This window comes from Streptomyces sp. NBC_00075 (genome assembly GCF_045041225.1).
Taxonomy (GTDB): domain Bacteria; phylum Actinomycetota; class Actinomycetes; order Streptomycetales; family Streptomycetaceae; genus Streptomyces; species Streptomyces adonidis.
Map to the genome: position 1 here is coordinate 2,836,141 of NZ_CP108243.1, position 22,975 is coordinate 2,859,115.

A 22,975-nucleotide genomic window follows, 5' to 3' on the forward strand; every position below is an offset into this window, starting at 1 on the left:
GGGTGTCCCCCGAACCCCGCCCGGCGCCCGACCTGTCCCATCGTCAGGACCCCACAGCCACCCGGGAGAAGACCATGTCCATCGGAATCATCGGAGCCGGAGCCATCGGCGCCGCCCTCGCCGAGCGCCTCGTCGCCGCCGGAGAGAACGTCCTCATCAGCAACAGCCGAGGCCCCGAATCCCTGAGCGGCCTGGTCAGCACGGCCGGCCCCGGACTGACCGCGGTGACGGTCAAGGAGGCCGCGCAGCAGGACGTCGTCGTCCTGGCCGTGCCGTGGAAGCGGCTGAAGGAGGCCGTCGCCGCCACCGGTCTCACCGACTGGGAGGGCCGCATCGTCATCGACACCACCAACCCCCTCGGCCCGCCCGACTTCAAGGTCGCGGACCTCGGCGGCCGGACCTCAAGCGAAGTCGTCGCCGACCTGGTCCCCGGCGCCGAACTGGTCAAGGCCTTCAACACCCTGCCGCCCCACGTCCTGGGCGCCAACCCCCGCTCCGGCAGCGGCCGCCGGGTGATCTTCCTGTCCGGCGACGACGCCGGCGCCAACGAGCGCATCACCCGCCTGATCGAACGAGTGGGATGGGCTGCGGTCGACCTCGGCCCGCTCGCCACCGGCGGCCGCCTGCAGCAGTTCCCCGGCGGCCCGCTGCCCACCCTGAGCCTGCTGAAGGAGAACTGACGTGACCGGCTCCTTCTGGTTCCTCGGCGGCACCGTCGACGTCAGACTCCCCGCCCACCACACCGACGGGCGCGCCTCGGTACTGGAGTTCACCGACCCCCGCGACCAGTCGCCGCCGCTGCACGTCCACACCCGCGAGGACGAGATCTGGACCGTCCTGGACGGCGAGATCACCTTCTTCGTCGGCGATATGGAGTACGACCTCGGCCCGGGCGACGTGGCCTTCGGACCGCGCGGCGTCCCGCACAGCTACCGCGTCCGCAGCGACAGCGCCCGCATGCTCGCCACGTTCGCCCCCGCCGGGATCGAGGAGTGGTTCATCCGCAACGGCGCCCCCGTCACCACCCTCGACGAACTCCCCGCCCACTTCGACCTGAACGCTGCCATCACCACGGCCGCCGCACACGGCCTTGAGGTCGTCGGTCCCCCGCCCACCCGCACGCCCAAGGCCAGCGATGCCGTCCCCGCCGGCACCGCGACAGCGGAGGAGGTGCGCGCCTGGAACCGCGGTATCCAGGAAGAGTTCCGTGCGGGCGGCGGCAAGGTCGGCGGCGTCTTCAAGGGCGCCGACCTGGCCCTGCTCACCACCACCGGCGCCAAGTCCGGCCGGACCGCCACCACACCAATCACCTACTACCGCGACGGCGACCGCATACTCCTCGTCGCCTCCAACTTCGGCCGCGACCGCCACCCAGCCTGGTACCACAACGTGCGCGCCCATCCCGCCGTCACTCTGGAGATCGGCACCGAGACCCTCACCGCCCACGCCACCGTCACCGAAGGCGACGAACGCGACCGCCTCTTCGCCCACGTCGTGACACTGCAGCCCGGCTACGCCGAGTACCAGAAGAACACCGACCGGCTCATCCCCGTCGTAGCCTTCACCGTCGAGGGGCCCTTCTGATGCCCAGAGCGGTCCGCTTCGACCGCTACGGCGGACCCGAAGTCCTCCACATCGTCGAGGTCGACGAACCTGAACCGGGGCCGGGGGAAGTCGTGGTGGCCGTCGAGGCCGCCGCGATCAACCCGGGCGAGATCGGCATCCGCGAGGGCGCCTTCGCCGGCCTGTGGCCCGCGCACTTCCCCGAAGGACAGGGCAACGACTACGCCGGCACCGTCCACGCCGTGGGACTCGGGGTCACAACGTTCCATGCAGGGGATGAAGTCATGGGCTTCGCACCGCGCGCCGCCCAGGCCGACTTCGTCCGCACCCGCCCCGACCGCCTGGCCCGCAAACCCCGCCGCCTGGCCTGGGCGCAGGCGGCCGTCATCCCGGGCGTCGGCGCGACGGCCTACGCGGAAACCGAAGCACTCCAGCTGTCGGCACACGACACCGTGGTCATCTCCGCGGGCGCCGGAGGCGTGGGCTCCATCGCCATCCAGCTCGCCCGCCACCGCGGCGCCACCGTTATCGCCACCGGCAGCAAGACCAGCTTCCCCTTCCTGGAATCCCTCGGCGCGATCCCCGTCGAGTACGGCGACGGCCTTGCCGAGCGCATCCGCCACGCAGCCCCCACCCCGGTGACGGCCTACCTCGACCACTTCGGCCGCGGCAACGTCGCCACCGCCGTGGAACTTGGCCTGGCTCCGGGCAGAATCAACACCCTCGCCGACGGCGCCGCCGTCGCACGCCACACAGCACGATCCGTCGGCCAGGCCGAAGCGGACACCCCCGAGATCTGGGAAACCCTGGCAGGCATGGCCGTCAACGGCGACATCGCCTTCCCCATCGACTCGGTGTACCCACTGGACGAGGTACGCGCCGCCTACAGCAAACTCAGCGAACGCCACACGCGAGGAAAGATCGTGCTGGCCCTTGGCGACGCCGTGCCCCTCTGATCCTGGACGGCGAGGCTGTGGTGTACCTCTCGGACGCCGAAGGCCACGCACGGATCAGTTTCGAGGCGGCCCAGTCCCGCGCGCTCTTCCGTCCTCACTATGCCCGAGAGCTCACCGACCGGCACCCCGCGAAGTAGGAGTTCGACGTCCTGGCCCACCCTGCGGCGGGCATGCCCCACCTTCGCCCGCGTCCGTACGTGGAGCGCCACCAGGTCCTCCTGAACGTGCTCGCCGACGTCGGCCCGCCAATCGTCCCCGTGTGGTCTACCACCAACGGCGTGGAAGGGATCGCCGCGAAGCCACTGCGAGGCGCTACAGGGCGGGCCGCGTGTGGGCGAAGATCAGGCACGCGGCCACGATCGACGCGACCGTGGTCGGCTTCACCGGCACCGCCCGGCACCCGAAGGCGCTCGCCGTACGGCTGCTGCCCGACGGCCGCGTGGCGCTGTCCCAGCGGCTGACCACAGCACTCCCCTCCGTCGTCGCCCCGCGCCTTGTTCCTCAGACCGGACCGGCGTTCACGGAGGCCGGTGACTCCTACGCGCCCGCCGGAGGCAACGCGGTGGTGGAGGTCGTGGCGGGCGCGACCCGGCACGCGGGCGTCACCGTGGTGCGGTTGCGCTGACCTCCCGCACCGCGTCGGCTGGCGCCATGGGCTGGCGCAGGTCCAGGTAGCAGCGCAGCCGTACGCCGGGCTGGTCGACGTCGTGCGTCGTGTGCTCCGCTGTCGACGTCGCCCACCGGTCGGCGAGCAGCTGCTGGAAGGCGAACGCGGTCTCATCGTCGGCGGCCGCGACGTCGACGACGACCAGGCCAGGCTCACTCACGTGCGTCTCGTTGATCGGGTTCATGTACGGCACTACGCGCGGGCGTCCTAGGAGAGTTCCGCCTCTCCCGTGTCTTCACCCGACCGAGTGGCGGGCTGTCAGGGGCTGTCGCCGCCCCAGTCCCAGCGGGCCGGGTCGCCGGGGCGCGGGTCGTACAGCGCCCGGCCGCCTGGGCCGAACTGCCCGAGCTCCGTGAGAAGGGAGACGCCGTCGTCGATCTCCTCCGGCCTCCAGCCGGTGATGTCAAGCAGCAGTCCGTCCAGCGGCCCGCCCACCAGTTCGGCGTAGCTGCGTCCCGTCTCCGGGCTCGGGTAGTTGTGGTCGGCTTCGTTGATCCGGCCGCGTAGCAGCTACTCATCGTCGCTGTCCGTGCCGTCCAGCCTCGCAGTCGGCCCGACACGCGGGCTTGCCCAGGCGGTCCTGGGCGAACCCGTGCGCCGCCCGGAAGCTTGCCAGGGGGTCAGCTGCGCCAGCGTCCGAGCCAGCCGCTGGCTCGAGGCCTGCGCCGCCTTCGCCTCCATTCGCCCGCAGGGCGAGTGAAGGCACACCCGGACCGGGTCACGTCAGCAGTGACAGGGCGTACCGAACTGGCTGTGCCGGGTGTCCCGTCTTGCTGGCGATGAGGGACGGGGCTGCCTGGCTCCGGGTGCCGCCCCGCCCCCGCAGAGTGGCCTGTGCCTGAACCTGGTCTCCTCACAGCCGATACGAGAAGTGGGGGCGAGGGTCTGTTGCCGTGTCCGCTGCTGCCTGGTCAGGTCAGGAAGAAGGGGATCAGGACGAGGTCGATGTCCCACGGCTCGGGGTGTTCGGTGCGTAGCCGGAAGGGGTAGTGGCGGTTGTTGTCGTCGGGGGCGCCAGCCTGGATACACCGGGGGTCTTCGGCCAGGGTTTTCAGGGCGCTGGTGAGGGCTGCCTCATGATTGACCCTGCGGATGAACAGCAGTAGCGCGGTCTGGCGGTCGTTGCGGGTGAGGTAGCCCAGTAGCTGGGTGACTATGGCGGAGATTCCCTTGTCCCCATGGGCTCCGGCCCAGACCTTGCACTCGCCGATGAGGATGTTTCGGTCGTCGATCCGCAGGAGGATGTCGGTCTTTCCCTGGCCGTTGAAGCTCTCGCCGGTGGCCTGTCCCTCGAAGGCGCCCCCGAGGGCGGCGGTCAGGACGTCACGGATGTCTTCTTCCCCCTTGCCGCGGTGCAGAGAAGGGAGGCGCTCGATCTGGTTGCGGGCGCCGCGCAGGACTTTCACGGCGTCGGCGTAGAGCGCGGCGTCGCTGGCGGCGTAGTCGGTGCGGCGGTCGGTGTCGTTGAGGATTTTCAGGGATTCGGTGATGCGGTAGCCGTCGTGGGAGAACTCTGCGCGCAGCTCTCCGAGGGTTGCATGCAACTCGGCTTTCTCACGCTCGGGGTCGATTCCGCGCAGGGTCTTCTTCTTGTAGGTGCGCAGCATTCTCTCGAAGGCGGGCAGGGCCCGGGTGACGTGTTCGGGGCTGGTCCAGTCGACGGCTTCGGCGTAGCGGGAGAAGTTCCGTTTGCCCTGGGCGCCGCTGGTGTCGCGGGGGACGTCCAAGGGGGTGAAGCCGGTTCCTTCCCAGCAGTCAAGGACAGCCTGGGGATCACTGATACCTGCGGCGAGTTCGCGTATGGCGCGGCGGGCGCTGGGGTTGATGAGGTCGGTCATTGAGTAATCCGATCTCCGGACGGCGATACCCCAAAGGGGAGAAAATCGGGCTACGGCCGTCCGGCTGACGTCGCGGAGTCTTGGTGTCTCCGGAACCCGACATTGAGTAGGACGCCGGGGACCCTTCGTCAGGCACCCGGAAGTGTTGCTGCGAGCATGCGAATCAGATTCTTTTGCCTGGTCGGTCCCCGCCGGACGGCTGCCGCACAGCCGCACGACGCGGGAGGGGAGGACCGGGGCATGGACGTGGTCCACGAGCGATGCGCCGGAATCGACATCGGCAAGGCGGACGTGAAGGTCTGTGTCCGCGTCCCGGGACCGGGCAAACGCCGCCGCAAGGAGATCCGTACGTTCCTGACGATGACCGCCGACCTGCTGGCCATGCGCGACTGGCTGATCGCCGAGGGCGTCACGGTGGTCGGCATGGAGGCGACCGGCGCGTACTGGAAGCCGGTGTTCTACCTGCTGGAGAACGACATCGAGTGCTGGCTGCTCAACGCCCGGCACATGAAGAACGTCCCCGGCCGCAAGACCGACGTCGCGGACTCCGAATGGATCTGCAAGATGGTCGAACACGGCCTGGTGCGGCCCTCGTTCGTGCCACCGCCGGCCATCCGCCAGCTGCGGGACCTGACCCGCTACCGCACCGAGGTCATCCGCGAACGCACCCGCGAGGCCCAGCGGCTGGAGAAGCTCCTCGAAGACTCCGGGATCAAACTGTCCGCGGTCGTCTCGGACCTTCTGGGCAAGTCCGCCCGCGCGATGCTGGAAGCACTGATCGCCGGGGAACGCGACCCGCACGTCCTCGCCGAGATGGCGAGGGCGAGCATGCGGGCCAAGCGTCAGATCCTCGCCCAGGCACTGACCGGCCAGTTCACCGACCACCACGCCTTCCTCGCACGGACCATGCTGGACCGCATCGACGCGGTCACCGCGACCGAGGCCCGCCTCAGCAAGGAGATCACCCGCCGGCTCGCCCCGTTTCACCGCCAGATCGAGCTGCTGACCACGATCCCGGGCGTCAGCACACGCTCGGCCGAGATGATCCTGGCCGAGACCGGCGCGGACATGGCCCGCTTCCCCTCGGCCGCCCACCTCGCCTCGTGGGCCGGAATGTGTCCGGGCAACCACGAGTCCGCCGGCAAGCACACCTCCGGCAAGTCCCGGCCCGGCGACCCGTGGCTGAAGAACGCGCTCGGACTCGCCGCCACCGCCGCGGCCCGCAGCAAGAACACCTACCTCGCGTCCCGCTACAAACGCCTCGCGATCCGCCGCGGGAAGAAGCGGGCCCTGGTCGCCGTCGGCCACACGATCCTGACCTCGATCTGGCACATGCTCACCAACAACGCCGAGTACGCCGACCTCGGAGCGGACTACTTCCTCCAGCGAACCGGCAGGGCACGCCAGACGCGGCGCCTGGTCAGCCAGCTCAACATGCTCGGTTATCAAGTGTCCCTCCAATCAGCGGAACCGGTCTGAACTGCGGCGTTGGGGGATTTTCGAATCAGACTCCTTGCGTGCGGGCGATGGCTTCACGGGTGTTCTGGTCGCGCTCGTGGTCGTTGGGTGGAGAGATCAGCGCGGGAGCCGCGCTGCTCGTCCCTGTGGTCGAGAAGGAACTCGGCCCGGCGCTTCCGATGGTCAGGCGAGCGACAGGTCAGGAAGGAGGCTTCGCTCCTTGTCCTTGCTCTGGGTGAGCGGTGTGCCATGCATCCCAGATCGCCTGGCGGAGCTTGCCCCGGGCTGGCACGTCCATTCCCTGGCCGCGGGCCCAGGCCCGGACCTCCGCGACGGCCGGTGCGGGGCGCGGGGTCGTCACGGCGGCGGGCGTCGCGGCGGGCCGAGCTCCCGCCGACGGCAGCGTGGGCAGCTTCTCGACCGGCGTGGTGGTGAAGCCTCGGCGTTCGAGGATGCGGCGGCGCCGGTGGTGCATGCGCTCCAGTTGCGGGACGTCAGCGTCGAGGTAGTCGTGCGCTTCGACGTGGGACTTCCTCGCCTCGGTGTTGCGCATGATGCGGCCGACCTGCTGGATGACACGGCCCTTGAAGGAGATGGGGCTGGTGAGGAACAGCGTGTCGAGCCGGGGCTGGTCGAAACCCTCGCCGACGAGCTTGTCGATCGCCAGGAGCACCAGAGGGGTGGTGGTGTCCTCGGTCAAGGCGGTGCGGATGCGGGCTCGTTCGGCCGGCGGTAGCCCGCCGTGGAGCAGGATGGGTTCGACTCCGTGCGGCTTGAGGGCGGCGGCCAGCTGGTGGAGGTGTTCCACGCGGTTGGTTAGGGCCAGGCTGCACCGGCCGCGCCGGGCGGCGCCTGCGATGTCCGCGGCGATTTGGGCGTTGCGGTCGGCGTGGTGGGCGAGTTCGGTGTAGATGGCCTGGAAGGAGGCGCCGTCGTTGCCGGGCTCGTCGGTGGTGAACGTGGTGGGGTGGACGACGAAGTGCTTGGCGAAGGTGCTGGCGTCTTCGATCTCGTGGCGGATCGGGCCGCACTGCATCGTGATCACCGGGTCCATCTGGTCCGCCCGGTAGGGGGTGGCGGACAGGCCGATCCATCGGCCGGCCTTCGCGCCTCGGATCGCCGCTTCGGCGCCGGGTGCGCCCACGGCGTGGCACTCGTCCACGATGACCAGGCCGTATCCGTCGAGCAGGTCGGGCGGCGCATCCCGGTGGGACAGGGTCTGCAGCATGATCAGGTCGACGGTGTGGGTGCGGCGGTCCTTGCCGCCGCCGAGCGAGCCGACCTGGCCCTCGCCGAGATCAAGGAACGCGGCGAGGCGTTGCTTCCACTGGTCCAGCAGCTCGCTGCGGTTCACGACCACAGCGGTCGGGGTGCGGCGGCGGGCGACAAGGGCGCAGGCCATGACCGTCTTGCCAGCCCCGGGAGGAGCCACCAGGACACCGGTAGGGTGCGCCGCCATGGCGTCGACGGCCTGCTGCTGGATGCCGGTCAGCTCGCCGGTGAAGCGTGCGGTGATCTCGGCGTGTTCGGGCAGGTCGCTGGTGCTGGTGAGCGTGCCGCCGGCGGCGGCGATCAGCTGGGCGGCCTCGTCGGCGAGACCGCGCGGCAGCTTGAGCCAGTCCGGGTCGGTGGCATCGAAGCAGCAGATGAGCCGGGGCGTGTTCCAGGTCGAGAAGCGCTGGTTCTGCTTGCGGTAGAACTCCGGATTGTGGAACGACGCGGTGTGTTTGAGGGCCGCGAGCAGCTGCGGGGGCAGCCCGGTGGTGGAGATCTCCAGCATGGCGGCCAGCCGGGCGGGCACCATGGCCGGCGCCTTGCCCAGGGCCTTCCTGCGGGGCCTGGGTCCCAGCTCGGGCGCGGTCGCCGACGGCCCGGCCTTGACCGGGCCGAGCTTGTCGACGAGCGCCTCGGCCTCGGCCGGTGTGACCCGTTCGGTGCGCGAGAGACGGGCGAACTGATCCGGGTAGGACTGCCAGGTGTCGGGGTCCACGAAGACGGTGGTGCCTGTGGCGCGGGACGCGCCGTGCAGCGGCAGCGCGATCAGGCTGCCGAACCTGAAGCCGCCCCTGGCCTTGACCGGCTGGTAGTCCTGGGCGGGGAAGAGACGGTCGTAGCTGGACAGCGTCATCTGTCCGCGGGCGTCGATCGCCCGCCGCAGCAGCGCCATGCCCAGGGCACGGGCGGTGGCGGCGGCGACAGGCGCGGTGAAGAACGTCCACACGTGGGCGCCCTTACCGGAGCGGGAGATCTCCAGCAGAGCGGGTACACCGGCCTGTCGGCACGCGTCGGCGTAGGCGGTAGCATCGCCGCGCCAGTCGCTGCCGTCCTTGCCGTCGAAGTCGCACGCAAGCAGCCGGGAGGTGTCGTCGGCCAGCAGCGGGTACAGGCCCACGTGCAGTTCGCTGCGGCCCTGCCGGGACGGATCGAGGTGGCCGTAGACGGTCTCGTCGGTCAGCGGCCAGAACACCCGGTCCGCATCGTCCTTGGTCTTGTCGAACGGGTTGTCCTCCGCCGGGCTCCACCCGGTCCGACCGGACTTCGCGCTCACCCACCTGCGCGCGTACACGTCCTCCCGGCCGGCGAACAAGGCCCGGAATAGGGCGATCTTCGCCTCGGCGCTCGATGAGGCATCCGCATACGGCAGCCCGCCGCCCCCGCTGACGGGCACCGGCGCCACGGGCTCGGCAACGGGCGGCATCGGCGAGGCGCCGCTTGGGACACCGAGGCCCAGAAGGCTGCGCAGGCGAGCGTTGTCCGCGCTCAGCCGGCGGACCTCCTCGTGCAGCTCTGCGTTCTCCTCCAGAGCGACATCGAGACGGATGCGCAACTCGTCAGGGTCGAAGCAGTCGGACCAGTCCTCCACACCCTCATGATCCAGACTCGGCGCGCGCTACACAGCGAAATCGGCCAGGATCACCGCCGGGAACGTACGGGACTGTCCCACGAGGCATATCCGGCTCGCCCGCGGGCTAGCGTTCCCTCATCCCGATCAACCATCGCCATACAGAGGGGGAAACCGCCGTGTACCGCATACGCCCGGTGGCCAACGGCACCAGCACCGACCACCCCGTCCCGGGCCTGCCGTTCATCAACGACGGCCGCTTACCCCTGGACAACCCCGACGCGATCGAACGCACCGGCCGCAATCAGGGCGAAGGGCTCTGGGGCCGGGCCGACCGCACACCCGACGGAGGATGGGTCGCGTTCACCACCGAGCCCAAGAACCCGTCCTTCGCCTGGGCCGTGTTCCACCACCCTCCCTACGGCCGCACCGTGCTGCTCATCCGCGACCGCGACCAGAGCGACCTGCACCACGACTGGCTGCATGGCCGCGAAGGCTTCCTCCACCGGCACGGCGGCTACTGGTGGAACGGTGAACGCTGGCACCGTCCCGGGCAGGTATGGGACTGGGCCTTCGAGCGCAACGACGCCCGGCCCGTCGAGGACCCGACCACGATCACCGCGGCGGACCTGCTGGACTCCACCAGCAGCCCCGGCACCGCCAGTGTCCTGAAGATCGCCAGCTTCACCGCAAGCGATCACCCGGTGCCCAACTGGAAGAACCACCTGACCCTGTGGGCGCACCTGCGCGCGTCCCGGCCGGGCGTGCTGCCGCTCGACGCCTGCATCGTCGACCTTCACGCACCCGAACTGGACAGCCTGATCGACAAGGCGGGGCTAGCGAAGATCGCGGCCATCAGCACCGACGACCTGCCCGACCCCAAGTACAGCTCAGGGCGCAACGAACTGCCCGAACCACAGGACGAGACCGGCGGCGATTTGCGATGGTCTGTGCCGGTCGCACAGGACTGGGCCGAGAACTACCGCCGGAAGAATGGCCCCGAAGCCCTGCTGTCGTCGACCACCGTGTACGACACCGCACAGCCCGCCGGTCTCGTGGCCGACCACAACCGGCTACGCCGCGTCTTCCACGAGACCCTGACCGAACAACGCCACAGCGGTGGCAAACGACGGGCGCCCTACATGAAGGGCGACCTCGCGCAGAGCGCCGCCGACGATCTCGCGTGGGACGCGGCAGCCGCCCTCATGTACGGCAGCAACCAGGGCCTCGTCCCTCATGGTCCCGTGCGTGACGTGCTGGTCGAGGCCGTCCTCGGCCGCCTGGCCGAAGACGTCGAACGAAACAGCAGCGAGGGCGAAACCCTGGAGGACATCACTCTGTCCGACCTGTCCGCCGGCTCGGTGAAGCTGCTGACCTGGTACCTCCAGCACCGGCCCGGCGACAGCGCGAACCTCCTCGGGGCGATCTGCCTCAAGGCCCGCGTGCGCCTGGGCCTTGCTCCCGCCCAGGTCGGCAGCCTGCTCCGCCGGTCCTTCCACCTGGACAGCGGCCTCGACGACCAGACCATCGACGCCCTGCTGGACATGGCCCTTCCCCCTTCCGCATCCGGCTACCGCAAGCGCTAGGGACCGCGGGCAGGCACCGGAGGTGATGCGGCAGCAGAGCCGTCGTCACTCGGCACGGGCGAGGGGAACGGTCATCGAGAGCAGCGCAGCGTCAGACACCCGAGCATCCCCGGGAGTTGTGCTCCAGGGCGACCTGCGGGTGCCACTCTGGAAAGCATGACCAAACCCCCGCCTCCGCGAACCTCCGATGCCGAGCCGGCCGACCTGGCAGCCCTTCGTGGCGTCCGGATGAACCAGATGGTGGACGAGCTGTACCAGTGGGGCACCCACCGCGACCACATCGAGTCGTACCTGATGGACGAGTACAACGACGGGATCACCGATCCCGAACCGGCCCCCGTCCGCCTGGTCGACCTCGCCGCCAGTCCCGACCTTGAGCATCCCGTCACGGGCATCACCTCTCCATCTCCCAGCCGGGGGCGGGCGCCTGAAATCCCAGCAGGTGCGATGCCTTGCTCTGGGATGCTTTGGAGACACCCTTGTCGAGGAGACGTGCGTGATCGTTTTTGACTCGAACGCGCTGTTCGGGCTGAGCCCGGATGCCCCCAAGTTCGACCTGCTGCGCGCGCTGAAGCGGTCCGGCCGGCACAGGGTCGCCATCCCGTGGATGGTCCAGGAGGAGTTGGTCGCGCAGAAGGTGATCCGGCAGGCCGAGGCCCACCAGGAGGCCGTGTCCGCGATCCACGCCTTGAACCGGGTCACCCCCTGGCGGCAGGAAGCCGAGCCGCGCGCGTTCGACCCCGAGGAGGCACGACGCTACTGGCGGAAGAAGTACGGGGAACTGTTCGAGATCATCGAGACCTCCGGCGACGTCGCCCGTCAGGCGCTCTTGCGGGAAGCCCACTGCGAGAAGCCGGCCAAGGGTGCGGACGCGAAGACCAAGGGCGGCGCGAGAGACGCGGCGATCTGGCTCTCCGTGGTCGACTACCTGACGAACAACCCGGGCGAGACCGTCCACTTCGTCAGTGCGAACACGCGTGACTTCGGGGACGGGAACGACTTCCCGTCCCCGATGGGCGAGGACCTGAAGGGCCTCGAAGACCGGCTCAGACTGCTGACGTCCTTCGATGCCGCTGTCGCGGAGTTCACCACGCCTCTGGAGATCGATGAGAAGCACATCGAAGAGGTCCTGGTCGGACTGCTGACTAGGGAGGAAACGCGCAGTCCCCTGGAGTCCGCGGTCAAGGACCTCTTGATCGCCAAGACGGGCTCATGGGTGGGCACCGAGGTCAACGGCTTCCTGGCCGGGCTCGGCTCCACCAACGTCTACGGCCCTGTTCGTTGGAACGCCTGGCTCAGTACCCCCAAGGCATTCCTGCGGCGCGTCCACGAGGTCTCGGGCCACAGGATCGGCGAGGAGGAGTGGTACACGGCGACGGTCGACTGGATCCTCGTCGGCTACGCCACCCGGCCCGCGACCACCTCGCTCTCACTGCCTGCGGCGTCCTTGACCGAGAACGCCGGGAGAATCGCCTGCCAGTTGAGGAGCAGGCTCCTGTTCAGCTCGAAGCCCGGGGAAACGCCGACCTTCCTGCAGTTCTGGCCCCCAACCGCCTTGGACCCGGCGGAAATGGCCGACTGGGAGCCCCGTGTCCTCGAAGGAATGAGCACGCCCGCTGCCGCCACGGCTTCGCTGGGCCTGTTGCTGGCGTTCTTGGCGGCGAGCTTCTTCAAGAACAGGGGCAAGGGTGAGGAGAGCGCGACGGGTTGATGCCGGAGGGGAGGGCTGTCGAAGTCTTCATCCTCACGCCGCTGCCGGGGTACGGGGGACCCGCCAACCAGCGGGCCCAACCCGCAAGGTGACGGAGACGCCCTCCAGCCAGCGGGCGGGACGGTTCTGCCGGGACGGATGCAGGGGTCAATGCTCGGTGAGGTCACGGACGTCCCAGCCCGCGTCGATCATCACCTCCGCGTACCGTTTGCCGCGGTCGCGGTGGGCGGCGAGCACCAGCAGGTGGGTGGGGCGCGTCGCCCCGACGAAGACGAGCTGTACAGCGGCCTGGACACTCTTCAGCTCCCGCTGCGGGTCGCTCCCCTCCGCGACCATGCGGAGCGCCTCGGTCACGTCGAACTTCTTGCCGTTCTTCTCAAGGCACTCCAGGATCAGCGTCGCCGCATGGGTCTCGCCCTTCGCGCTCTGAATGGTCCCGGGTACGGCCCGCACCACCGGCACTGCGGCGGAGCTCTTGGGGACGCCGCCCGGTGCTGTGGCCGCCTCGGCCGCGGGGGTGAACTCCAGGCCGACGGCCTTCAGCGGCCGGTCGGCGAGCAACTTCATCTGGACGGTCAGCTGCTCGGTGATCATGCCCCAGCCTGCCTCGTCGAACGCGGCTGCGTGGAAGAGGAGTTCGCGCAGCAGGATCCGCACCCTCCCGCCGGGGGTCGCCGCAGACCTCTCGAGGCGGCCGAGCGCTGGCAGCCCTTCGCCGGTCAGGGGCGTGAAGGACGCGCGCAGGGCGTTCCACAACTCGGTGGCCGCTTCGTGGCTGTCCGCGCCGGACCTCCACTGGGTCCCTGCCGCGCGGGCCGCGTCGATCAGGGCGCGGTGTGCCGTCGGGCGGCCGGGCGGGGTGTAGCCGGGCACGTAGCAGGAGATCGACTGCGGGTAGGCCTGGGAGCCTCCCCGGCCCTGCCGCGCGCCCAGCACACGCGGCGGACGTCTGAGGAGGACGTCCTCGGGGACGATTACGGCGGCCATGCGTTCGAAGGTCGGCACGACGTCGGTCGCTGTGGCCTCGTCGAACAGCAGGACCGCCACCTGGCCGTCGGGACCGGCTCCGTAGATTTGCTGGGGGCGCCGGACGGCCAGGCGGCTGGCCACTGCTGCGATCTGCGGTCCGAAGCGGCGGCTGACTGGCAGCTCCGCGGCGCCGGACAGCGGGAACGCCGAGGCGGGTCCGCTCATGGCGCCGGCGTCACTGTAGATGCCCTGGTTGGTGTCGCCTACCCGCTGCACCACGGTAGACGAAGAGGCGAAGACGAGGTCCAGCAGTTCGTGCTGGGTGGCGCTGGTGTCCTGCATCTCGTCGAGGAGAACGAAGGGGAAGCGCGCGGAGACGGCCGGGACGATGCCGGGGTGCTCGGTGAGGTACTGCTGGGCGATGGCGTACATGTCCTGGTAGCGGAAGACGCCTCGATGGGCCAGAGTCCACTTGAGGCTGGACAGCTGCTTGCCGCTGGTTGTCTCGGCGCGGAAGGGGGGTTCCCTGGTCGCGCCGGTGACCACGAGTTCGCCGTCCTTGTAGGTGAACGTCGCCCCGGTCACGATGCCGGTGCCGTCGCGCTGGCGTTCCACGTAGCTGCGCAGGGTGGAGTAGTCAGGGCGTTGCAGGAGCCGGATCGCTGCGGTCTCGAAGGCCGCGTCGTCGACGGACCGGACCTCGACGCCCTTGGCCCGCACGGCCGGCAGCGCGAGGAAGGTGTGCACGAAGGACTGGATGGTGCCGATGAAATGCGGGTAGCGCAGCAGGCGCCGCCCCGCGGCGAGGGAGGCCACCCGGTCGGTGATCTCGTTCTTGGCCGTGTTGGTGTGGGACAGCACGCAGACCCCGCGCGTCGTGGAGGTCCATGCCTCGGCCATGAGCGAGAGCTTGAGTCCGATCAACGTGGTCTTGCCCGACCCCGGGGCGGCCTGGAGGTCCTGTGTGGTCTCGCTCTGCAGGAAGTCCCACTGCTCGGCATCAAGCGGATCGAGTCCGAGGAGCTTCACCGTGGCCTCCACTTTGTACGTGGCGAAGGCATCGGCCAGGTAGGTGCCGGTCACGGGGCCACCTCGCCGCACAGGTACTTGAAGGCGTGGACCAGATAGGGCGGGACGTCGCTCTGCGTCAGCGGGGTGGAGGCGAGGAGCTGCGCGGCGAACTGCGCGGTGATCGACTTGCTGGCTCTGTCGAGCTTGAGCGGTCTGTAGATCTTCAGGGCAGCCTGTTCCAGAGTGAGGCCCTGGCCTTCCCACTCGTCGATATCCCTGTCGGCCCGAGCGATGACCTGCTCGGTCTTGGCGGCGTCCGGCCAGGACCGTTCTGCAACGGATGCGAGCTTGACCGCCCGGTGCATCAGCCTGGCCATGGTCCAGGAGGTGACGGCCAGGTCGTACTCCAGCGTCCACCAGTTCGACACGAAGGTCTTCACCGGCCCGTCGTCGTCGCCAGCGAGGTCCGCGACGTGCGCGCCGATCTCCTGCTCCGTCATCTCGTCCCAGCACCTCAGGCCGCCGCGCATCTCCTCCGAGGTGCCGGCGGGAACGAGGTCGCGGTCGCGGATACAGGCAACGGGGACGGGGATCTGCTCGCCGGAGCGCTGGAAGACACGGCTGTACCGGAACAGCCCGACGTGGCCGACGTTGACCACGCTGACGCCGTGCTCGTTGAAGGGCATTCCCAGGACGGCAGCGAGGGCGGGCAGGAAGATTGCCTCGGCGTCGCCCTCGACCATCGCCAGCCCCCGGGCGAAGAACATGTTGGCCTTGGTGACGTCCAGGAACCGGGTCAGGAACGCGTAATCCTCGCCGGTCAGGCGCGTGATACCGCGCCGCAGCGGGAAGGTGCGGCCCCGGACGACGAGGGTCAGGCACTCGACGGACGTCGACGCGGCGAGGTTGGGGCTGTGGGTGGTGAGGATGACCTGGACCGGGGCCCTGCCGCCTTCCTGCGGCCCCTGGGCCTTGTCGCGGAGCAGGTCCATGATCCGGGTCTGGAGCTGGGGATGGAGGTGCGCCTCGGGCTCCTCGATCAGCAGCAGGGGGGCCAGTTCGCTCTTGCCCAGCAGGAGGAGCTCTGCGGCCATGAACAAGGCATTGTTGTAGCCGAGCCCGCGGCGCGTCCACTCGTCGGACTCGGCGAAGAGATTCAGTTCGAGCCGTTCCAGCGCGCGGGCCAGCGTCGCGTCTGTAGCGACGCTGATCTTGGCGCGCAGGACGTCGTCGCCGATGGCAAACCGCTGCAGGTAAGCCGAGTTGATGTCCTGGCTCACCTCAGAGACGGCACTGTTGTCGCGGATGTCGTGCTCGGCGCGGCGCAGGATCCCCACCAGAGTGGACGGAGGGTCGTCGCCCTCGGGGTCGTAATCATCGATGCCCTGGTCCTTCATCGCCGGGTAGCCGGCGAGGATCTGGGACAGCCGTGATCCGCGGCCCGAGCGCAGTTCCGCCTCCGCATCGCGTAGGGGGCGCAGGTAGGTGGCGCGCAGGAGTTCGCGTGCGGCGCCGTCCAGGGCGGGGCCGTTGCCGTCCGGTCCGGTCCGGGTGGTGACCGAGACCCGGTTCCGGACTGGGTCCATCCGCTGGGCCTTGAACGTCACGCAAAGCCAGGCAGCGCCGCCACGGTCGTGGGTGAGCAGTTCCAGGAAGACCGCCTGCTCCTCGGTCGACAGGGCCGTGAACCCGCACACAATGGTGAAGGTCTCCGCCCGCCCGTCCTTCCCGAGGTGGAAATCGTCCTGGGAGACCCGGTAGTAGTCCGTCGCCGCGGTCTGCACGCACAGCCGGATCGCGTCGATGATCGCCGTCTTCCCGCTGTCGTTCTCGCCGACGAGCACGTTCGTCCCGGCCGTGAACGACAGGTCAAGCGACGCGTCCGTCTCGCCCTCGCTCTGGGCCGCAGCTCCGAAGACCCGGAAATTCTCGACCCGAAGACGCGCCAAGTACACAGATTCCCCCGCCGACGGGGCCGCGGCGCCCCCTTCTTCGGGAAGGAGTCCCCCGGGCTGCGCGACCCGTGATCGATATTTTCGAGATCCTATGCTCTCCGGGGTCGCCGCCCGGCGGAATCCAGCAACTGGGAGAGCGTCGAGGTGGACACCGGCCCTATCAGGGCATCGCGAACGCCGTCCCACTGCGCCCGCTGCCCGCACCCACCGCCGATCCGGAGAAGATCACCCGCCTCGACATACGCCGACACGAACGGCTCGGCCGCATCCTGCACGAGTACCAACAGAGATCAGCGCAGCCTCCTTCACTTCGTCCAGCCACTTCACGAACGCCACGTAGATGCCGACCGTGATGGCGCTCAGCGGCAGCACGATGCCGGTCCGCTCGGCCAGCCACGGTGGAACTCGCACCACAGCGCCCGGTCCCGGGCGTAACCGGTCCGGGTCGTGTGAGGCCGGGAGGCGTGCAGTTCCTCGGCCGCCTTCGTCTCCAGCGCGTCCAGGACGGGCGGTCACCTGGTCGTACGCCGCGACCGCGCCGCCGGCCGAGGCGTCGCCGTCCGCGACAAGTTCGGCCTCGACCAGGTCGACCTGCTCCAGCTCGGTGCTCATCCCCTTCCCTGCGGCTGACTCTGGCCGTCCTGGCCCTGCCAGTCCTCAAAGGGAAGGGCGACACCGCAGGCGAAGCAGAAGGTGACGGGGTGGTCCGGTGCCGCTGCGGTGACAACGCCGGGCACTGCCGCCTCCTCGCCGCAGTATGGACAGGGATCGATGGGGGGCTGTGCGGGCTGCGAGAACGGACCGTCTGTCGGTGTGATCCGCCAGGGAACGTCGAGGAACTTGACGACGTAGTCGAATGCGTACAGCTTGGGATCCGCGGCCCACGGGCAGAACAGACACTCGGCCAGTTCCCCGCCCGTCACCAGGGCCCACTGGCGGCAGTTCGGGCACTGCACCGTCCGGTCCCGCAGCGGCCCGAGCTCGTCCTTCAGCCGCTCCATTCGCTGATCGACGAAGGATCGGATGTACGTGAGGCCGGAGCGAATGAGCTCCACATCGTCCTCGAAGCGTTCGCGCGCCTCGGGAGGTAGCTCAGGCAGTAGGTGTTCGTCCAGGAAGCGGATCAGGAAGTCGAGGACCGCGACCGTACGGGTCTCGATCGTGCCTTCCGAGTCGGTCAGCCCATAGTGCTGGAGAGCGTTGCGTGACTTGGCCAGGGAGACGATCTCCGCCTCGTCCCCGGGCGTGATGGGCAGCCCGACGACGGTGCGCAGCCGTAGCAGGGTCTCCTGAGGCGAGCAGCTGACGAAGTCGCCCTCGTCGAACATCTGACGGGTGACCCTCTTCTTCGGGGTCTTCCGGGTCAGATCCAGGTCCTGCAAGACGAGCGTCCAGTGCTCAAGGTAGAGCCGGTACTTCAGCAACACCTCGGTGGCAGCCTGGAGATGGAGCACTGCGTACTTCAGGTTGCGGGAGCTCACCCCGCCCTCGCCATGGGCCAGGAGCTCGACCACGCTCTTGAGGTAATCGAGCCCGTTCTCCACGGGCGGGAAGTCGACACGGACAGCGGTCACGCGCTCGCCGCCTCCCTCGACTCGCGGGCCGCCCGCGCCCTCTCCACGCCCCGCTTCATGTCCTTCTCGGACTGGGCGTTGGTGTAGGTGACCCGGCACCAGCGGGCCGTGTCGTGGCCTGGGTGACGACGCCAGGGGTTCGTCATCCGCACCAGCAGATTCCAGGCGCGTCCCAGGTCGTGCCGCAGATCGAGTCCGCCGTGGAGATCGGCCTGCTCGGGGTCGGCGAGCCACTCCAGGGCGATCCGGGCATCGACCACGAGGTCCTGGACGCCCCACTCGACCGCGCCGGCCATCCTGTGCTCGGTGGTGCCGGGCTCGTGCGCGGTGAGCTGTTCGGCGGTGCGGGTGGTGAGGAAGGCCTCGATCGCGTCGATGTCCTTGCTCGTGATGTCCACTGTATAGCGCAACTGTTGAGGGTCGGACACTTTAAGGGGCTGTCCTCTCGGTACGGGCGGCCCGGAGTAACCCCGCGTCATGTCCGGTCTATCGCCTCGGATATGGCACGTTATCCGAGGTAGTTTTAGTGCTTTGTGGCAAGCCGGAACTTGTTCGAGCGGCAGCAGGTGATCGTCTGGACTGAGGTTCGGGTGCGGCCGCGGGCATGAGAGAACGGGCCCCTTGGTAGTGACGCGGTTACGACACCAGCACGACCATCGGCACGGAGTGTCCGGACCATAGCTTGATCGACAGTCAGGTGGCGGCCGCTTGATGGAGGAGGCCGGCCGTCGTGCGGTCGGTGTCGCTCGGGACGCCGGTCAGGAGCCGGTCGGCGGTGGCCGCAAGGTCCGCCGCCGGGGGGTTACGCGGGACCAGTCCTACCCTCCGGTCCGTCGGCGTACGATCAACAGCAGCGCCATGAAGCGGCTTTGACGACGACTGGGATCACTTGGGGGTGGCGGTGCGGATCAGCGTGCTGGCCGACGGCGACGAACTGGGGCTCGAGGGGCTGACGTCGTGGTTGCGCAGGGATTCGGGAACCGCCCACCTGCACGTGGTTCGGGTGGGACCCGAAGACACCTCGACGATGAGTGTGCTGGATGCCATCGACATCGTCCTGAGCAATGCGATCGCCGTCACGAACTTCGCGGTGGCTTACGCCACCTGGCGGGAGGCCAAGGCGCAGCGTCCCGGCACCGGTGCGGGAACCCTGGTCCATCGGGGCGCCGCGGTGGACATCAGCCATCTGTCGGCTGACGAACTGGCCGTTCTGCTGACCCGGCTGCGCGGTGAAGAGCCCGAGGGCGACACGGAGTGACGCCCGAGGAGGGGCGTTCCTCGCGAGCCGTGCTGTTCGGAGTCCACGAGTTCCGTCACTTCGGGGACCTGACCGGCGTCCAGCACAGTCTGGCCGCATTCAGAGACGTGCTATCCGACCAGGACATCTGTGCCCTGCCGGAAGGGGCCTGCGAGGTGGTTCCTGCGGATGCACCTCCGGGCGAGTTCCTCGACGCTCTCGAAGATGCTGCCGAGGCGGCGGAGCACTTGCTGGTCGTCTACTACGCCGGGCACGGGCATCACGAAGCGGACGGCACTCTTCTCCTCGCGACTCGGGCCTCGAGCGTGCCACGTCCCTACCATTCGGTGAGGTACGAGACCGTGCGCAGGATCGTGGCCGACTCGCGTGCACTGCACAAGGTGGTGATCATCGACTGCTGCTGGAGCGGGCTGGTCCACATGGACGCCGAGAACGCGGGTGCCACAGCCTTCGCCGTTCCCGGCACCTGTGTCCTGTCGTCCGCTGCGGCCACGGAGAAGTCGCTGTGCGAACCCGGGGGAAGCGTCTTCACGCTCGCCTTGACCTCACTGCTCGGTGAAGGACTTAGCGGGCCGCTTTCGGACGGAGCCCTGGGAGAGCACGTGCCCCGGCTGGCGATGGACCAGGTTTATGACGCCTTGTGCGTTCGCCTGGCCGGACGCGAGGTCGCCGGTCAGAAAGTGCCGCAACCGCGTATGAGTGCGCTCGACGCCGGCCACCGCATCTCGATCGCCCGCAACCGGGCCTATGAGGGCGAGCCCGTCGAGCTCGAGACCCTCCACGCCGAATACGAGCGCCTGGCCGCTCAGCGGAATCGGCCGGACGTGCGGGATGTTTCGCCTGCGCAGCGGCCGTCCCCCGGACACGGAGCGCAGTGCCCCTACTGCCTCCGTTACATGCCTTTCGACGCGAACCGACTGTTCAAGCCCGACGAGAAGGGCCGCTTTCTACCCGCCGTCCTGGACGAGACGATGCACCCGGCGCTCCGGCACAGCCTCCTGCAGAAGTCGTTTCACAGGTGTCCGTTCGCCGAGGAATACGAGCACGAGTCGCTACCCGCCCACTACTTCCTCCATGACGAGCCCCTGACCATCGCCCTGATTGGTTCCTCCGCATCGGGCCGGACGACCCTGCTTGCGGCGATGATCTCCCAGATCGAAGAGGGCTTGCTAGAACCGCTGGGGGTGCGATGCATGCCACTCTCGACCCTCAGGCATGAGTACTACACGAAGGATTTTCTCCGGCCGTACCGCGAGGGCCAGATGCTGCCCATGACGGGTCCGAACGCGGTGCCCCGTTCCGCCGCAGGGCTGCTCGTGACTGGAGGGGGGAAGACCCGGCCCGTGATCTTCTTCGACATCGACTGCGGCACCCTATATTCGATCCCTTCGCCCCAGACACACTTCGTGATCGGGGCTACCGCATTCATCTTCGTGCTGGACCCGATCTATGCGTTCCGAGGTGCGGCGCTCGAGCGCTGGCGCCGCGACTCCCTGGGCGTGAAGCGCTCGCTACTCGGCGACCCTTTCTTCAACCGCGTGATCGGCGCATTGCCGTGGCAGTCCGAGCACGCCGAGGCCCACGCCGCCGTTGCCGTGGTCAAGAGTGACCTCCTCTCGACCGATCCGACCGTGCGGCGCTGGTTGTCCACGGGGCTCGGTCCCAACGGTGGGAACCCGAGCGAGGAATCACGCGACGCCTACGCTTACGCCCGTCATTACGGCGGAGTCAACTGGGTCAAACCCTTCCACCACTTCTCGCGCTGCACCCTCCACTTCGTTTCGGCCACCGGAGGGCCTCCGTCCCCGGGCGGCGGCTACGCGTTCCGGCCACGGCCGCAGCGGGTCCTTGCACCCCTGCTGTCGATCTTCTCTGCGGCCGGGCTGCTCGACACCGAGGAAAGACGGCCGAACGAGACAAGCACTGCGGCACCGTAGAAGCAGCGCGGGGGATGTGCCGCCTCGCTGCCAGGACCGCGCACGACCGGCTGGGCGTGAATTGCGTCCATGCAGGTCACGCGGCATGTGTGTACTCGTGGAGGAGGCCCGCCGAATCGGTCACGCCGCTGAACGTCTAGCCCATTGACTCGGTCCGAATCGGTGATCAGTTCGGGAACCGGCCGCAGGGGTGCTTCGCTGTGCAGAGCACGGTGCGGTCGGTGCTGGTTGTAGAACGCTTCGAACTCGGCGAGCGCGTGGAGCAGGTGGGCCTGGTTCCAGATGAGGGTGCGGTCGAGGAGTTCGTGTCGGCAGGTCTGCACCCAGCGTTCCATGATCGAGTTCATGCGGGGCACGCGGATGCCGGTGGTGACGATCTCGATGCCTTCGGCCTCGAAGACGGCGTCGAACGCCGCCGTGTACTTGCTGTCGCGGTCCCTGATCAGGTGCCGGACGGTGGCGCCGGCATCTTGGAGGTCCATGACCAGGTTCCTCGCGGTCTGGGTGACCCACTGGGCGGTAGGACGGGCGGTCGCGCCGAGGACGCGGATGCGGCGGTGGGTATGCTCGACGACGGCGAAGACGTACAGCGTCATACCGTTCAGAGTGGTGGCGGTGAAGAAGTCGCAGGCCACAATGGCGTGGGCCTGGCCGCGCAGGAACGCGGCCCAACTCTGGCGGTCGCGTTCGGGGGCGGGCTTGATCCCGTGCGCGCGCAGGATCACCCAGACCGTGGAGGGTGCGACCCTGATGCCGAGCACGGCGAGTTCGCCGTGGATGCGCCGATACCCCCAGGAACTGTTCTCGCGGGCCAGGCGCAGGACAAGAGCCCGGATAGAGCGACGGGTCGGTGGCCTGCCGGACCGCTTGTGACGGGAGGCGCCGACGTGACGGCGGCGCATGAGGTCACGGTGCCACCTCAGGATCGTCTCCGGGGAGACGATCAGATGCAGCAGCCGCAGCTGGGGCCTGGGGAGACGGTGCAGGAGCGCGGTGTCAATCCCCTGGTTGCGTAGAGACGTTGGTTATGCAGCCCGGCCTTCCTGATCGGTCCGCGGCGCTGGTCCCCCAGTCCGGACGGGCGTTCACGGAGGCCGGTGACTCCTAAGCGCCCGCCGGAGGCAACGCGGTGGTGGAGGTCGTGGCGGGCACGACCCGGCACGCGGGCGTCACCGTGGTGCGGTTGCGCTGACCTCCCGCACCGCGTCGGCTGGCGCCATGGGCTGGCGCAGGTCCAGGTAGCAGCGCAGCCGTACGCCGGGCTGGTCAACGTCGTGCGTCGTGCGCTCCGCTGTCGACGTCGCCCACCGGTCGGCGAGCAGCTGCTGGAAGGCGAACGCGGTCTCATCGTCGGCGGCCGCGACGTCGACGACGACCAGGCCAGGCTCACTCACGTGCGTCTCGTTGATCGGGTTCATGTACGGCACTACGCCTGGCCTGCCGAGCGGGTTCCGGCGGTGCGCTGTCTTCACCCAACCGAGTGCAGGTGGTCAGGGGCTGTCGCCTGCCCAGTCCCAGCGGGCCGGGTCGCCGGGGCGCGGGTCGTACAGCGCCCGGCCGCCTGGGCCGAACTGCCCGAGCTCCGTGGGGAGAGAGAACTGTTCGAACTCGCGCAGGGCGCGGAGGAGGTGGCGCTGGCCCGCCTGCAAG

The 22,975-nt window shown here is 68.9% G+C and carries 21 protein-coding genes and 1 pseudogene; 10 read left to right on the forward strand and 12 right to left on the reverse strand.

The features are described 5' to 3' along the window. Positions 1-2: 2 nt before the first annotated feature. The 4 genes from OG787_RS11960 (at position 3) to OG787_RS11975 (ending at position 3,144) form a co-directional block, all read left to right on the forward strand. The gene (locus tag OG787_RS11960) at positions 3-680 is read left to right on the forward strand and encodes an NADPH-dependent F420 reductase (protein WP_405535155.1); all 678 of its coding nucleotides are present in this window, start codon (positions 3-5) and stop codon (positions 678-680) included. Between the two features lies 1 nt (position 681). Next, entirely contained in the window at positions 682-1,584 is a 903-nt protein-coding gene (locus OG787_RS11965; protein WP_405535156.1) for a nitroreductase/quinone reductase family protein, read from the forward strand. Then, complete coding sequence (locus OG787_RS11970) at positions 1,584-2,519, forward strand: NADP-dependent oxidoreductase (RefSeq protein WP_405535157.1); 936 nt, start codon at positions 1,584-1,586, stop codon at positions 2,517-2,519. Before OG787_RS11965 ends, OG787_RS11970 begins: the two co-directional genes overlap by 1 nt. 328 nt (positions 2,520-2,847) lie before the next feature. Further along, positions 2,848-3,144 (forward strand): hypothetical protein, encoded by a 297-nt coding sequence (locus tag OG787_RS11975; RefSeq protein ID WP_405535158.1) that lies wholly within the window; start codon positions 2,848-2,850, stop codon positions 3,142-3,144. Here OG787_RS11975 and OG787_RS11980 read toward each other — a convergent pair. The 3 genes from OG787_RS11980 to OG787_RS11990 form a co-directional block, all read right to left on the reverse strand. Beyond that, positions 3,122-3,346: a DUF6207 family protein gene (locus OG787_RS11980; RefSeq protein WP_405535159.1), complete on the reverse strand. Its 225-nt coding sequence runs from the start codon at positions 3,344-3,346 to the stop codon at positions 3,122-3,124. The two genes, OG787_RS11975 and OG787_RS11980, sit on opposite strands and share 23 nt — an antisense overlap. A 98-nt stretch (positions 3,347-3,444) precedes the next feature. Continuing rightward, on the reverse strand, positions 3,445-3,696 hold the full coding sequence (locus OG787_RS11985; protein ID WP_405540472.1) for a hypothetical protein: 252 nt from the start codon (positions 3,694-3,696) through the stop codon (positions 3,445-3,447). A gap of 401 nt (positions 3,697-4,097) precedes the next feature. After that, complete coding sequence (locus tag OG787_RS11990; RefSeq protein WP_405535160.1) at positions 4,098-5,024, reverse strand: hypothetical protein; 927 nt, start codon at positions 5,022-5,024, stop codon at positions 4,098-4,100. Positions 5,025-5,264: 240 nt separating this feature from the next. Between OG787_RS11990 and OG787_RS11995 the strand changes: the two genes are divergently transcribed. Then, positions 5,265-6,503 (forward strand): IS110 family transposase, encoded by a 1,239-nt coding sequence (locus tag OG787_RS11995; RefSeq protein WP_405535161.1) that lies wholly within the window; start codon positions 5,265-5,267, stop codon positions 6,501-6,503. Between the two features lie 178 nt (positions 6,504-6,681). Here the strand turns inward: OG787_RS11995 and OG787_RS12000 are convergent, their stop codons facing one another. Further along, positions 6,682-9,345 carry a TOTE conflict system archaeo-eukaryotic primase domain-containing protein gene (locus OG787_RS12000; protein ID WP_405535162.1) on the reverse strand — a complete coding sequence of 888 codons (2,664 nt, stop codon included), beginning with the start codon at positions 9,343-9,345 and terminating at the stop codon, positions 6,682-6,684. A gap of 158 nt (positions 9,346-9,503) precedes the next feature. Between OG787_RS12000 and OG787_RS12005 the strand changes: the two genes are divergently transcribed. From OG787_RS12005 to OG787_RS12015, 3 genes are all read left to right on the forward strand, one after another. Next, entirely contained in the window at positions 9,504-10,910 is a 1,407-nt protein-coding gene (locus OG787_RS12005) for a hypothetical protein (protein WP_405535163.1), read from the forward strand. 156 nt (positions 10,911-11,066) lie between these two features. Next, entirely contained in the window at positions 11,067-11,420 is a 354-nt protein-coding gene (locus OG787_RS12010; protein ID WP_405535164.1) for a hypothetical protein, read from the forward strand. Next, a complete protein-coding gene (locus OG787_RS12015) occupies positions 11,407-12,621 on the forward strand; it encodes a PIN domain-containing protein (RefSeq protein WP_059082737.1) in 1,215 nt (404 codons plus the stop codon). Before OG787_RS12010 ends, OG787_RS12015 begins: the two co-directional genes overlap by 14 nt. 147 nt (positions 12,622-12,768) lie before the next feature. On the opposite strand, the gene OG787_RS12020 is transcribed toward OG787_RS12015, so the two are convergent. From OG787_RS12020 to OG787_RS12040, 5 genes are all read right to left on the reverse strand, one after another. Next, entirely contained in the window at positions 12,769-14,673 is a 1,905-nt protein-coding gene (locus OG787_RS12020; RefSeq protein WP_405535165.1) for a UvrD-helicase domain-containing protein, read from the reverse strand. After that, positions 14,670-16,550, reverse strand: coding sequence for an ATP-dependent nuclease (locus tag OG787_RS12025; RefSeq protein ID WP_405535166.1), 1,881 nt, complete (start codon positions 16,548-16,550; stop codon positions 14,670-14,672). Before OG787_RS12025 ends, OG787_RS12020 begins: the two co-directional genes overlap by 4 nt. 231 nt (positions 16,551-16,781) lie before the next feature. Further along, positions 16,782-17,168: a hypothetical protein gene (locus OG787_RS12030; protein WP_405535167.1), complete on the reverse strand. Its 387-nt coding sequence runs from the start codon at positions 17,166-17,168 to the stop codon at positions 16,782-16,784. Beyond that, positions 17,165-18,130 carry a hypothetical protein gene (locus tag OG787_RS12035; RefSeq protein WP_405535168.1) on the reverse strand — a complete coding sequence of 322 codons (966 nt, stop codon included), beginning with the start codon at positions 18,128-18,130 and terminating at the stop codon, positions 17,165-17,167. The genes OG787_RS12030 and OG787_RS12035 overlap by 4 nt, the downstream gene beginning before the upstream one ends. Continuing rightward, complete coding sequence (locus OG787_RS12040) at positions 18,127-18,558, reverse strand: hypothetical protein (RefSeq protein WP_405535169.1); 432 nt, start codon at positions 18,556-18,558, stop codon at positions 18,127-18,129. Before OG787_RS12040 ends, OG787_RS12035 begins: the two co-directional genes overlap by 4 nt. 467 nt (positions 18,559-19,025) lie before the next feature. Here OG787_RS12040 and OG787_RS12045 point away from each other — a divergent pair, with 467 nt between their 5' ends. After that, entirely contained in the window at positions 19,026-19,388 is a 363-nt protein-coding gene (locus OG787_RS12045; RefSeq protein ID WP_405535170.1) for a hypothetical protein, read from the forward strand. Continuing rightward, a complete protein-coding gene (locus OG787_RS12050) occupies positions 19,385-21,325 on the forward strand; it encodes a caspase family protein (RefSeq protein WP_405535171.1) in 1,941 nt (646 codons plus the stop codon). The genes OG787_RS12045 and OG787_RS12050 overlap by 4 nt, the downstream gene beginning before the upstream one ends. A gap of 76 nt (positions 21,326-21,401) precedes the next feature. Here the strand turns inward: OG787_RS12050 and OG787_RS12055 are convergent. The 3 genes and pseudogenes from OG787_RS12055 to OG787_RS12065 all read right to left on the reverse strand — a co-directional run bounded on the left by OG787_RS12055 (position 21,402) and on the right by OG787_RS12065 (position 22,974). Continuing rightward, positions 21,402-22,326, reverse strand: a pseudogene (locus tag OG787_RS12055) (integrase core domain-containing protein). Between the two features lie 168 nt (positions 22,327-22,494). Beyond that, positions 22,495-22,719 (reverse strand): DUF6207 family protein, encoded by a 225-nt coding sequence (locus tag OG787_RS12060; RefSeq protein WP_405535172.1) that lies wholly within the window; start codon positions 22,717-22,719, stop codon positions 22,495-22,497. Between the two features lie 96 nt (positions 22,720-22,815). Further along, on the reverse strand, positions 22,816-22,974 hold the full coding sequence (locus OG787_RS12065; protein WP_405535173.1) for a hypothetical protein: 159 nt from the start codon (positions 22,972-22,974) through the stop codon (positions 22,816-22,818). Position 22,975: the final 1 nt, after the last annotated feature.